This is a genomic window from Mycobacterium sp. ACS4054 (assembly GCF_001667275.1).
In the GTDB taxonomy this organism is placed as follows: domain Bacteria; phylum Actinomycetota; class Actinomycetes; order Mycobacteriales; family Mycobacteriaceae; genus Mycobacterium.
Genome location: NZ_LZHV01000048.1, coordinates 96427 through 108247, shown reverse-complemented (window position 1 = coordinate 108247; position 11821 = coordinate 96427). Strand labels below are relative to the sequence as shown.

12 protein-coding genes are annotated in these 11821 nt (G+C 71.7%); 5 read left to right on the top strand and 7 right to left on the bottom strand.

Annotated features, from left to right (window positions below):
* Positions 1-151: 151 nt before the first annotated feature.
* On the bottom strand, positions 152-1699 hold the full coding sequence (locus tag A5730_RS12885; RefSeq protein WP_067900596.1) for a leucyl aminopeptidase: 1548 nt from the start codon (positions 1697-1699) through the stop codon (positions 152-154).
* Positions 1700-1710: 11 nt separating this feature from the next.
* Entirely contained in the window at positions 1711-2835 is a 1125-nt protein-coding gene (locus tag A5730_RS12880; protein ID WP_067900591.1) for an adenylate/guanylate cyclase domain-containing protein, read from the bottom strand.
* 41 nt (positions 2836-2876) lie between these two features.
* Between A5730_RS12880 and gcvT the strand changes: the two genes are divergently transcribed.
* Positions 2877-3974: a glycine cleavage system aminomethyltransferase GcvT gene (gene gcvT, locus A5730_RS12875; protein ID WP_067900589.1), complete on the top strand. Its 1098-nt coding sequence runs from the start codon at positions 2877-2879 to the stop codon at positions 3972-3974.
* A 53-nt stretch (positions 3975-4027) separates the two neighbouring features.
* Complete coding sequence (locus A5730_RS12870; RefSeq protein ID WP_067900586.1) at positions 4028-5134, top strand: branched-chain amino acid aminotransferase; 1107 nt, start codon at positions 4028-4030, stop codon at positions 5132-5134.
* 13 nt (positions 5135-5147) lie between these two features.
* Here A5730_RS12870 and A5730_RS12865 read toward each other — a convergent pair whose 3' ends face one another.
* Genes A5730_RS12865 through A5730_RS12850 form a run of 4 tightly spaced genes read right to left on the bottom strand, consistent with a single transcriptional unit; the run spans position 5148 to position 8184 of the window.
* Positions 5148-5906 (bottom strand): adenosylcobinamide-GDP ribazoletransferase, encoded by a 759-nt coding sequence (locus tag A5730_RS12865; protein ID WP_067900582.1) that lies wholly within the window; start codon positions 5904-5906, stop codon positions 5148-5150.
* Positions 5903-6958, bottom strand: coding sequence for a nicotinate-nucleotide--dimethylbenzimidazole phosphoribosyltransferase (gene cobT / locus A5730_RS12860; RefSeq protein WP_156745795.1), 1056 nt, complete (start codon positions 6956-6958; stop codon positions 5903-5905). The genes A5730_RS12865 and cobT overlap by 4 nt, the downstream gene beginning before the upstream one ends.
* A complete protein-coding gene (locus A5730_RS12855) occupies positions 6955-7488 on the bottom strand; it encodes a bifunctional adenosylcobinamide kinase/adenosylcobinamide-phosphate guanylyltransferase (protein WP_067900577.1) in 534 nt (177 codons plus the stop codon). Before A5730_RS12855 ends, cobT begins: the two co-directional genes overlap by 4 nt.
* Positions 7489-7509: 21 nt before the next feature.
* Complete coding sequence (locus A5730_RS12850; RefSeq protein WP_067900574.1) at positions 7510-8184, bottom strand: DUF3043 domain-containing protein; 675 nt, start codon at positions 8182-8184, stop codon at positions 7510-7512.
* 191 nt (positions 8185-8375) lie between these two features.
* Here A5730_RS12850 and A5730_RS12845 point away from each other — a divergent pair, with 191 nt between their 5' ends.
* Together A5730_RS12845 and A5730_RS12840 are read left to right on the top strand one after the other, a co-directional pair.
* Entirely contained in the window at positions 8376-9452 is a 1077-nt protein-coding gene (locus A5730_RS12845; RefSeq protein ID WP_067900626.1) for a glycerate kinase, read from the top strand.
* 78 nt (positions 9453-9530) lie between these two features.
* A complete protein-coding gene (locus tag A5730_RS12840; protein WP_055401035.1) occupies positions 9531-9887 on the top strand; it encodes an iron-sulfur cluster assembly accessory protein in 357 nt (118 codons plus the stop codon).
* A gap of 18 nt (positions 9888-9905) precedes the next feature.
* Here the strand turns inward: A5730_RS12840 and A5730_RS12835 are convergent, their stop codons facing one another.
* Positions 9906-10562 carry a hypothetical protein gene (locus tag A5730_RS12835; protein WP_067900571.1) on the bottom strand — a complete coding sequence of 219 codons (657 nt, stop codon included), beginning with the start codon at positions 10560-10562 and terminating at the stop codon, positions 9906-9908.
* A gap of 196 nt (positions 10563-10758) precedes the next feature.
* Between A5730_RS12835 and A5730_RS12830 the strand changes: the two genes are divergently transcribed.
* The gene (locus tag A5730_RS12830; protein ID WP_067900569.1) at positions 10759-11733 is read left to right on the top strand and encodes a carbohydrate kinase family protein; all 975 of its coding nucleotides are present in this window, start codon (positions 10759-10761) and stop codon (positions 11731-11733) included.
* The last annotated feature ends 88 nt before the right edge of the window (positions 11734-11821 follow it).

Here is an 11821-nt window from a genome sequence, read left to right as displayed (position 1 = left end):
GCGAATCTGCGCCGGGCCTGTTTGCTCCTGCCGCCCCGTAACGCCATTTCTCCCCCCGGGGCGCCACGCCAGCGTGACGCTCGCGGCCCAGCGCCACGCTGGCGTGACGCCCGCAAGCGGGCGGTAGCCCCACCTCGGCGGGCGGTAGGCGCTAGCCGTTTTCGGCGATGTCCTCGAGCACCGCGAACATGGTGCGAGTCGGCACACCGGTGCCGCCCTTGGGCGTGTACCCCCACGGCCCGCCGGTGTTGTACGCCGGGCCGGCCACGTCGATGTGCGCCCAGCCCACGCCGTCGGCGACGAACTCGCGCAGGAACACCCCGGCCACCAGCATGCCGGCGAAGCGCTGGCCGCTGATGTTGGACAGGTCGGCCACCGTGGATTTCAGGTCGTCCTTGAGTTCGTCGGGCAGCGGCATCGGCCAGCCGTTCTCGCCCACCCGCTGCGAGATCGCGGCGACCCGGTCGCGGAATTCGTCGCTGCCCATCACCCCGGGGATCCGGGCGCCCAGCGCCACGGTCTGCGCGCCGGTCAGCGTTGACGTCTCGATCAGGTAGTCCGGGTGGTCCTCGCACGCGCGCACGATGGCGTCGGCCAGGATGAGCCGGCCCTCCGCGTCGGTGTTCTGCACCTCGACGGTGATTCCGCCGTACTGCGTCAGCACGTCGCCGGGGCGCTGCGCCGTGCCCGACGGCATGTTCTCGGCCATCGGCACGGTCGCGATCACGTCGATGGGCAACCGCAACTGCGCGGCCAGCGCCACCGCGGCGATGACCGCGGCCGCGCCGCCCATGTCCGACGTCATGTGGTGCATGGATGCCGCCGGCTTGATCGAGATGCCGCCGGTGTCGAACGTGATGCCCTTGCCGACCAGGGCCACCTTCTTCGCCTGCTTGGGTTTCTTGGCCAGCTTCGAACCACGGTGCGTCAGCCGCACCAGCCGGGGCGGGCGCGACGAGCCCTGGCCGACGCCGATCACCCCGCCGTACCCGGCCTTTTGCAGCGCCTTCTCGTCGAGCACCTCCACCTCAAGGCCCACCGATTCACCCAAAGACCTTGCCCGCCTAGCGAATTCGCTGGGGAAGAGGTGACTGGGCGGCGTGTTGACGAAGTCGCGGGCGGTGGCCACCGCGGTCGCCACGGCCGCGCCGTGCGCGCTGGCCGCATTGGCGTCCTTCGAGGCGGACAACACGGTGATCTTGCGCAGCCCTTTGTCTTTCGGCGCCGTCTTGTCGCTGCGGAACTCGGTGAACCGGTAGCTGCCCAGGATCAGCCCCTCGACGGTCGCCGAGCAGACGTCGGCGCTGAAGTCACCGGGCAGCGTCACGATCACCGCCTCGGCGGTGCCCAGCGACCGCGCGGCCACCCCGGCGGCGCGGCGGATCGTGTCGGCGGGCCATTCGGGCCGCGGCTTGCCCAGCCCGATCGTCAGCACGCTGGACACCGGCAGCGACGGCACCACCAGGCGGTGCACCTGCTCGCTGCCGCCCGTCGCGTCCAGCGCCCGCAGGCCCGACTCGATCTCGGCGATCGCGTCCGCGGGCAGGAGCGACTCGCCCGGGGCAACCGCCGCGCCGGGTGAGTCCTCGTCGCCGGCGGACACGACCGGGACGACCAATACCGAAGAGCCCGCCCCGCGTTTGGGCAGCGACGTGGCGGCGGTTACGGAGGGGCTTTGATAGCTCAATTCGGTGGTCACGGGCTTTTACCCTAATCGCCGGAGCCCGCGCCGGGATCGGCGGCGCCCCCACGCTGCAGCTCGTAGGCGGTGACGGGGACGTCAAACCCCTTGAGCTGCAAGGGGCCACGGGCCGTCGCCGGCCAATCCGGCAACCGTTCGTGCAGGGCAGAATCGGCCAGGATCTGGCAGGGTGCCGCGGCTCCGACCAGGCGCGCCGCCAGGTTGACCGGACTGCCGAAGTAATCCCCGTTGATCGCCAGGACGGCGCCGTACGCGAGGCCGGCGCGGACCTGCAGCCCCTCCTCGCGGGCCCGCGGATGGTCGACGAGGTCGACCGCCGCCCTGGCCAGGCGTTCCGGGGACGCGCTCACCCACATCACCTCGTCGCCGATGAATTTCACCACCCGGCCGCCGTCGCGATGCACCACGTCGGCGACGGTTCCCGCGAACTCGTTGAGCAACGCGGAAAGCTGCGCGGGGGCCAGCGCGCGGGTGAGCACGGTGAAGCCGGACAGATCGGCAAAACCGATGCCGCACACCACGCTTGCCGACGTGTCGCGGAGCACGCCCTCGAAGTGGGTTCGGGCGCCGGTCAGGTGGTGACGGTGAACGACGTCGATCAACGCGCCGATCCGCGGGACGAACTCCGCGACCGCGCGGTACGCCTGCGCCGTGGCGAGCTCGTCGTTGGTGTAGGTCATCTGGATGTCCGGTGTCCCGGCGCGAATCGCGGTCGACTCCGCCTCCGCGAGCCGGGCCATCGCGGCGCCGAGCACCCGCAGCAGCCCGAACGCGCCCTCCTCGCCCACGACCGTTCGCAACGCGACCCAGGTGGCCAGGGCGTCGACGTCGGCCTGGCTGAGCACCGGAACGTCGGGGCCGGCCACGGTCAGGCCGAGCAAACCCCAGGCGTGGGCGACCTCCTCGGCCGACAGGCCGAGTTGTTCGGCGGCGGTCGCGATGGTGTGGGTCGGGCGTCCCGACCATTGCAGAACGTCCCCGGCGAGGCCGAACAGCCGGCCGCGCTGCTCGGCCTCCACCATCTCGTCGACGGTGAACCCGAGCTCGTCGAGGTACTTGATCAGGTCGGCCCGCTCGTGCGGATTGGCGATTCCGGCAGCCTCAAGGGCTTCGAAGTCCCAGGAATCGACCACCCAGCCAAGTGTGCCAGCTCCCGGGATTAGGGTGAACCGTCGTGACCGATGACCTACAGCACGGCCCGCTGGAAGACCGCCACCGCGAACTGGGGGCCAGCTTCGCCGAGTTCAGCGGCTGGCTGATGCCGGTGTCGTATGCCGGCACCGTCAGCGAACACAACGCCACCCGCAACGCGGTCGGCCTGTTCGACGTCAGCCACCTCGGCAAGGCGTTGATCCGGGGGCCGGGCGCGGCCGAATTCGTCAACTCGACGCTCACCAACGACCTGAGCCGCATCGGGCCCGGCAAGGCGCAATACACGTTGTGCTGCAACGAATCCGGCGGCGTCATCGACGACCTGATCGCCTACTACGTCGCCGACGACGAGATCTTTCTGGTGCCCAACGCCGCCAACACCGCGGCGGTGGTCGAGGCGCTGCAGGCGGCCGCCGGCGCCGGTCTGACGATCACCAACCAACATCGCTCCTACGCGGTGCTGGCGGTGCAGGGCCCGCGATCGGCCGACGTGCTCGGCGAGCTGGGCCTGCCGACCGACATGGACTACATGGGCTACACCGACGCCTCGTATTCCGGGGTACCGGTGCGCGTCTGCCGCACCGGATACACCGGCGAGCACGGCTACGAGCTGCTGCCGCCGTGGGACTCCGCGGGGGTGGTGTTCGACGGGCTTGCTGCGGCGGTGACGGCCGCCGGGGGAGAGCCCGCCGGCCTGGGCGCCCGCGACACGCTGCGCACCGAAATGGGCTACCCGCTGCACGGGCACGAACTGGCGCTGGACATCTCGCCGCTGCAGGCCCGATGCGGGTGGGCGATCGGCTGGAAGAAGGACGCGTTCTTCGGCCGGGACGCCCTGCTGGCGGAGAAGGCGGCGGGACCGCGGCGGCTGCTGCGGGGCCTGCGGATGGTGGGCCGCGGCGTGCTGCGTCCCGGTTTGACCGTGCTCGCCGGGGAGACGCCGGTGGGGGTCACCACCTCCGGGACTTTCTCCCCGACGCTGCAAGTCGGCATCGCGCTGGCGCTGATCGACGCCGACGCCGGCGTCGAGGACGGCCAGCGCGTCACGGTCGACATCCGCGGGCGCGCCGCCGAATGCGAGGTCGTGCGGCCGCCCTTCGTCGAGGCGAAAACCCGTTAGCGCCGCAGGTTCGGGTGAAAAGCCCGATCGCAGGCGGATATACAATCAGCGCCATGGCCAGCGACTCCCCTGAGTTCACGGTTTCACGGTCGGCCAACCCCGTTTCCGACGCCGAGCGTGAATCCATCCTGGCCGAGCCCGGTTTCGGCAAGTACTTCACCGACCACATGGTGTCCATCGACTACGACGACGACCAGGGTTGGCACAACGCGCGCGTCATCCCGTACGGCCCGATCGAGCTCGACCCCTCGGCGATCGTGCTGCACTACGCGCAGGAGATCTTCGAGGGGCTCAAGGCCTACCGCTGGGCCGACGGCTCGGTGGTGTCGTTTCGGGCCGAGGCCAACGCCGCGCGGATGCGGTCGTCCGCGCGACGGCTCGCCATGCCCGAACTGCCCGACGAGCTGTTCATGGGCTCGCTGTGTCAGCTGATCGCCGTCGACAACGCCTGGGTTCCCGCCGCCGGGGGCGAAGAGGCGCTGTATCTGCGCCCGTTCATCATCGCGACCGAGCCCGGGTTGGGCGTGCGGCCGTCCAAGCGGTATCGCTACCTGCTGATCGCCTCGCCGGCCGGGGCGTACTTCAAGGGCGGCATCAACCCCGTCACCGTGTGGGTGTCGACGGAATACGTGCGGGCCAGCCCGGGCGGCACCGGGGCCGCCAAGTTCGGCGGCAACTACGCCGCTTCGCTGCTGGCGCAGGCCGAGGCCGCCGCGCACGAGTGCGACCAGGTGGTGTGGCTGGACGCCGTGGAACGCCGCTTCGTCGAAGAGATGGGCGGTATGAACATCTTCTTCGTGTTCGGCAGCGGCGGGTCGGCGCGCCTGGTGACCCCGGAACTGTCCGGCTCGCTGCTGCCGGGGATCACCCGAGATTCGTTGCTGCAGTTGGCGATTGACGCCGGGTTCTCCGTCGAGGAGCGCAAGATCGACATCGACGAGTGGCAGAAGAAGGCCGCCGCCGGGGAGATCACCGAGGTGTTCGCCTGCGGCACCGCCGCCGTCATCACCCCGGTCTCGCACGTCAAGTACGGCGATACGGAGTTCACCGTCGCCGACGGTAAGCCCGGCGAAGTGACGATGGCGCTGCGCGACACCCTGACCGGCATTCAGCGCGGCACCTTCGCCGACACCCACGGCTGGATGGCCCAACTGGGCTAGGTCGCTCGCCCGGCTAGCAGCGCACCAGCGCGGCGAGCGCCACGGCGCTCACCGTCGCGGTCAGCTCGATGACGGCGCCCAGCACGTCACCGGTGATGCCGCCGAACCGGCGCACGCAGTGCCGCTCCAACACGGCGCCACAGGCCAGACCCGCCAGCACCGCCACGGGTCCCTGCCACCACCGCGGCCCGGCCGCCAGCGCGGCGACGAGCACCATCGCGACCCACGCCGCCACCACGGCCACCGGCTGGCTGCCGGCGACCCGCGCCCCCAGGGAGCTGCCCGCGGCCGCCGGCACTGACGGGCGCCCGGCCAGCACCGCGGCAACCCGGCCCGCGAACACCGTCACGGCGATGCCGGCAATCCCCGGCCCGCCCGCCGCCCCGAGCGCCGCGAAGGCCAGCCCCTGCAGCGCGATCACCAACACGATCGCCGCGGCGCCGAACGGCCCGGTCGACCCGTCGCGCATCACCGCCAGGGCGCGCTCGGGGGGCCCGTAGCAACCCAGCCCATCGGCCGTGTCGGCGACGCCGTCGAGGTGCAGGCCGCGGGTGGCCGGCAGCAGCGCCGCGACCGCGAGCAGTCCGGACAGCGGGCTGGACGCCCCGAACGCGTGCGCCCCGCCCCACGTCACGGCGGCGGCGAGCGCACCAAGGGCGGCGCCCACCACCGGCAGCGCCGTCAGGGCGCCGCGGCCCATCGGCCCATGCCGCGAACCCGGCACGGGCAGCACCGTGCCGAACGCGAAAGCCGTTGCCAGCGAACGGATCACAGTGGGGGAGCGGCCCGCTCGGACACGCCGGCCTGGGTGAACGTGGCCATCGACGACAGCGTGCCGACGGCGGCGCGCGCCGCGGGCGCCGCCGCCGCGGCGCCGCTGCCCTCGCCCAGCCGCATCCGCAGGTCCAGGATCGGCTCCAGGCCGAGTTCGGTCAGCGCCAGGGCGTGGCCGGGCTCGGTGGACCGATGACCGGCCTGCCACCACAGCCGGGCACCGGGGGCCAGCCGTTCGGCGACCAACGCGGCGGCGGTCACGGCCATCCCGTCGAGCAGCAGCGGGGTGCGCCGCACCGCGGCCTGCGCGCAGAAGCCCGCCAGCGCGGCCAGGTCGGCCCCGCCGGCGCAGCGCAGCAGTGCCACCGGATCGGGCAGCACGAGCCGCGCCCGGAACAGGGCGTCGCGCACCGCGGCCGTCTTGCGCGACCAGCCGGCGTCGTCGATGCCGGTGCCGAAGCCCACCACCGCGACCGGTTCGGCGTTGGTCAGCGCCGCCACCAAAACGGCGGCGGGGGTGGTGTTCCCGATCCCCATGTCGCCGGCGATCAGCAGGTCGGCGCCGGTGTCGACCTCCTCGTCGGCGATGGCCCGGCCCGCGGCGATCGCGGCGACGGTCTCCTCGGCGCTGAGCGCGTCCTCGACGGTGATGTCGCCGCTGCCGCGTCGCACCTTGTGGGCGCCGATCCGGTCGGTCAGCGCGTCACCCGCGACCGCCAGGTCCGCGACGCGCACCGTCGCCCCGGCGATGTCGGCCAGCACGTTGATCGCCGCCCCGCCGGCGTCGATGTTGGCGACCATCTGCGCGGTCACCTCCGGCGGGTAGGCCGAGACCCCGGACCGGGCGACACCGTGGTCGCCGGCGAACACCACCACCCGGGCGCGCTCGAATTGCCTTGGCGGGCAATGTCCTTGACACGACGCGAGCCAAACCGACAGGTCCTCGAGGCGGCCCAGCGCGCCCCGGGGCTTGGTCAGCGTGTCCTGGCGGGCGCGGGCGGCTGCGGCGACGCCCGCGTCGGGCGGCGATACCGGGGCGAATTCCATCAGGCCCCCGACGGCTTGATCGGGACCGCCTGCCCGGCCACCACGAGCACCACCCGGTCGCACAGGTCGGCGACGCGCTGGTTGAGGCTGCCCAGTTCGTCGGCGAACCGGCGCCCGGACGCGGTGGCCGGGACGACGGCCAACCCGACCTCCGGGCTGACCAGCACGAGCGTGGAGTTGAAGTCGCTGACCGCGGCGAGCACGTCGCCGACCGGCGCCGCCACCGACCCGCCGTCCCAGCCGTGGCGGTCCAGCGCTCCGGTCAGCCAGGCGCCCAGGTCGTCGACCAGCGTCGGGGTGTCCGGCGACGCGCGCAATTGGCTTGCGATGTCCTCGGTTTCGACCGTCGACCAATGCCCGGGCCGGCGACGGCGGTGCTCGGCGACCCGGTCCGCCCAGGCCGCATCGCCCCCGCCGGTCGGGCCGGGCGCCAGGTAGCAAACCGGCTGGCCGGCCGGCAGCGCCCCGGCGATCGCGTCCTCGGCCCACCGCGACTTGCCCGACCGGATCCCGCCGAGCACCAGCGTGCGCACCGCGCTCAGGCGGCTTTCCGGCTAATCGACACGGCTGCCGCGCTGCACTTGGGGCCGCGGCGTGCGCAACCGCCGCATCTGCGACGCCCGGCTGGCGGCGTACAGGCCCAGCTTCCACCGGCTTTCGGTGTTGTCCGGGAACTTGGCGTCCACCAGCTTGCTCACCTTGCGGCCCAGCAGCAGCCCGTCGGCCATCATCACGGCCATCAGCAGCAGCATCGCCGGGGAGACGTAGAGCTGCAGCTGCGGCGTGGTGAACATGGCGAACATCAAAAACAGCGTCGCCGGCATGAACAGGCCCAGCAGGTTGCGCCGGGAGTCCACCACGTCGCGCGCATACCGCCGCACCGGGCCCTGGTCGCGCTGCAGCAGGTACGCCTCCTCGCCGGCCATCATGCGCTCCCGGCGCTCCGACATCCGGGCGCGGTTGGCCGCCCGCTCGGCCTTCTGCTCCTCGCGGCTGAGCTTGGGGCCCGACAGCGACTTGCGGCGGGCCCGCGCCTCGGCCGCGGTCATCGGTGCCGGGGCAACCGGACCCTTGCGCCGCGTTTGGTCGCGCTTGGGGGTGGGCCGGCCCTTGGGGCTCGTCCCGCGCGACCCGCGCGCCGTCGTCTCGGGGGCACCTTCGGCGTCGAGCGCCGCCGCGCCCCCGTCGAGGTCCTCGTCTTGGCCTTTCTTACGGCCCATCAGCTTCACAGGAGCCAGGTTACTTCGCTGCTGGGCCGCCCCGGAATTGGCTTGGAGTGCCTTGCTATTAGACCTGCGTCAGCACGTCACTTGGCCCTACTCTTACACGTGATGAACGGCTGCCGCTGATGGACGACGGGTCGATGGCCTCGGATGACGGTGCCTTGGGCCTCGCTCCCGGCCGTCTGCAGCTGCCGGCCATGCTCGTGCTGGTCGCCCCGGATTGCTACGGCGACAGCATGACGGCGGTGGAGGCCGCGGCGGCCATCGCGACCGGGTGGACCCGGTGCCGCCCGGGCGACCGGTTCATCGTCGCCCCGCAGTCCGACGGCGGCCCGGGCTTCGTCGAGGTGCTCGCCAGCCGGCTGGGCAAGGCGCGCCGGCTGCGGGTGTCCGGCCCGCTGTCCACCATGGTCGAGGCCAAGTGGGTGTTCGACCCCGCCACGACCACGGCCTACCTGGAATGCGCGCAGGCGTGCGGCCTGACCCTGCTGGGCGGTCCGCCCACCCCGGAGACCGCGATGGCGGCCCACAGCAGGGGAGTGGGGCAGCTGATCGCCGAGGCGCTGCGGGCCGGGGCGACGCGGATCGTGGTCGGGCTGGGCGGCAGCGCGTGCACCGACGGCGGGCAGGGCATGATCGCCGAGCTCGGCGGGCTGGATTCGGCCCGCCGCCAGCTGGCCAACGTGGAGCTCATCGCCGCCTCCGACACCGAATATCCGCTCCTGGGGCCGTGGGGCGCGGCCCGGGTGTTCGGCCCGCAGAAGGGTGCGGACACCGTCACGGTCGCGGCCCTGGAGGTCCGACTCCAGGCATGGGCGCTGATCCTGGAAGCGGTGGCCGGCCGCGACGTGAGTTCCGAACCGGGCGCGGCGGCGGCCGGCGGCATCGGCGCCGGGCTGCTGGCGCTCGGCGGCCGGTGCGAGTCGGGCGCGGCGATCATCGCCCATCACACCCGATTGGCGGACGACCTGGACGTCGCGGAGCTCATCGTGACCGGCGAGGGCCGGTTCGATGAGCAGTCGCTGCACGGCAAGGTGGTGGGCTACCTCGCCGACGCGGCCCGGCCGCGGGGAGTGCCGGTGATCGTGCTGGCCGGACAGGTCGGCCTGGACAACGCCACGGTGCGCTCGGCGGGCATCATGTCCGCCCTGTCCATCGCCGATCACGCCGGATCGGTGCGGCTGGCCCAGGCCGACGCGGCCAATCAGCTCATGGGTCTGGCCTCGGTGGTAGCGGCGCGACTCGGGAATAGCGGTCCTGCAAGGTACCGTTGACCCTGTGGGCTTTTTCCGGGCGCCCCCAACAGCGAGGCATGACGGACCCACCCGACGATGAGGCATGTAGGAGAGGCAATGACGGTGCAAAACGAGTCGAACGCCAAGACGCACGGCGTGATCCTGACCGAGGCCGCCGCCACCAAGGCCAAGTCCCTGCTCGACCAGGAGGGGCGGGACGACCTGGCGTTGCGTATCGCGGTCCAGCCCGGCGGGTGCGCGGGCCTGCGCTACAACCTGTTCTTCGACGACCGGACGCTGGACGGCGACCTCACCGCCGACTTCGGCGGGGTGAAGTTGACGGTGGACCGGATGAGCGCGCCCTACGTGGAGGGCGCGTCCATCGACTTCGTCGACACCATCGAGAAGCAGGGCTTCACGATCGACAACCCCAACGCCACCGGTTCGTGCGCCTGCGGCGACTCGTTCAACTGACCGGGTAGCGGCTCGTGCTCAGTACGAGCCGCCGGTGCGCAGCACATACGAGCACACCATGATCTGGCCCCGCTGAAACAGCAGCTGGGCGATGCCCTGCAACTCACCGCGCAGCGGGCCCCCGGTCGCGGGCGCCGCCCGCATCGTGAACAGCGCCTGGGCCTGGTACTGCGACAGGTAGACGATCTTGTCGATCGAGGTCACCTCGACCTGGGAGAACTGCTTACGGAAGGCGTCGCTGCTCAGCTTGGCCAACGCCTGGTCCGACCGCTTGTCGCGGACGGCGTCGTACATGCCGCAGAGCGCGTTGCGCTCGATCTCCTCGATGTCGCGGTGGTCGAGCGCGTCGAGGTACCCCTGGATCGCGGTCTTGGCCGCGCCCTCGGAGAACGAGGTGCCGGTGTTGGCCCCGTTGGTGCGCACGCCGTAGACGATCGCGACGGTCAGGGCGGCCGCGAGCGCGATGGCCAGCAGCAGGCCGATGATCAGCCGCCGCTTGGACCGTCGCGGCGGGTAGGGCATCGGCGGGGGAGGCTGCCCGGCATAATTGGCGGGCGGCGGACCGCCGGAGCGGGGGTCGTCGGGGAACTCGAGCGGCTGTGATTCGGCCGGGGATTCAGGCCCGCTGGGTCCGCTTCCACCGACGCTATGGTTCGGCGAGTGCGGACCTGCCATCGTGGTCTCCTACGGTGGTAGACGGGACTTGTCAGCGGGGCTGGGTGCGGGATACCCCGACCGAGCATCGTTTCCCGCGACGCGAGCGAGTTCCCTAGGGAGGCTAGCGCACCGCTTCGCGCCGACCGTGGACACAGCGACGGTCCGAACGCGTGCGTAAGCTAGATAACCTTGCTAACGAAGGGCGGAGATATTCGTGACGATCGCGGTGACAGGTTCGATTGCGACCGACAACTTGATGCGGTTCCCCGGCAAATTTTCCGAGCACCTGCTGGCCGAGCATCTGCAGAAGGTATCGCTCAGTTTCCTGGTCGACGACCTGGTGATCCACCGCGGCGGCGTGGCGGGCAACATCGCGTACGCCATCGGCGTCCTGGGCGGTGAGGTGGCGCTGGTCGGCGCGGCCGGCGACGACTTCGACGACTACCGGCAGTGGCTGGAGTCGCACAACGTCAACTGCGACAACGTGCTCATCTCGAAGACGGCGCACACCGCGCGCTTCACCTGCACCACCGACGAGGACATGGCCCAGATCGCGTCGTTCTACCCCGGCGCCATGTCGGAGGCCCGCAACATCAAGCTCGCCGACGTGGTGTCCTCCATCGGTGAGCCGGACCTGGTGATCATCGGGGCCAACGACCCGGACGCGATGGTGGTGCACACCGAGGAGTGCCGCAAGCTCGGGCTGCCCTTCGCCGCCGACCCCTCCCAGCAGCTGCCCCGGCTGTCGGGCGACGAGATCGACAAGCTCGTCGACGGCGCCGCCTACCTGTTCACCAACGACTACGAGTGGGAGCTGCTGCTCAACAAGACCGGCTGGTCGGAGGCCGACGTGCAGGGCAAGGTCGGCCTGCGGGTGACCACGCTGGGCCCCAAGGGCGTCGACATCGTCGAGCCCGACGGCACGACGACGCACGTCGACGTGGTGCCCGAGACCAGCCAGACCGACCCCACCGGCGTCGGCGACGCCTTCCGCGCCGGGTTTCTCACCGGCCGCAGCGCCGGCCTGAGCCTGGAGCGCTCGGCGCAGCTGGGCTCGCTGGTCGCCGTGCTGGTGCTGGAATCCACCGGAACGCAGAACTGGGACTGGAACCGCGAGACCGCGGTGAGCCGGCTGGCCGGCGCCTACGGCGACGACGCGGCCAACGAGATCGCCGCCGTACTCGCCTGACGGCGGCGCGCCCGTCGAGTGTGCGCTCGCGGCTTCGCGCGTGCGCTGAGGGCGCGAGATCCGAGAAATCTCCGCCCAGGACGCACGC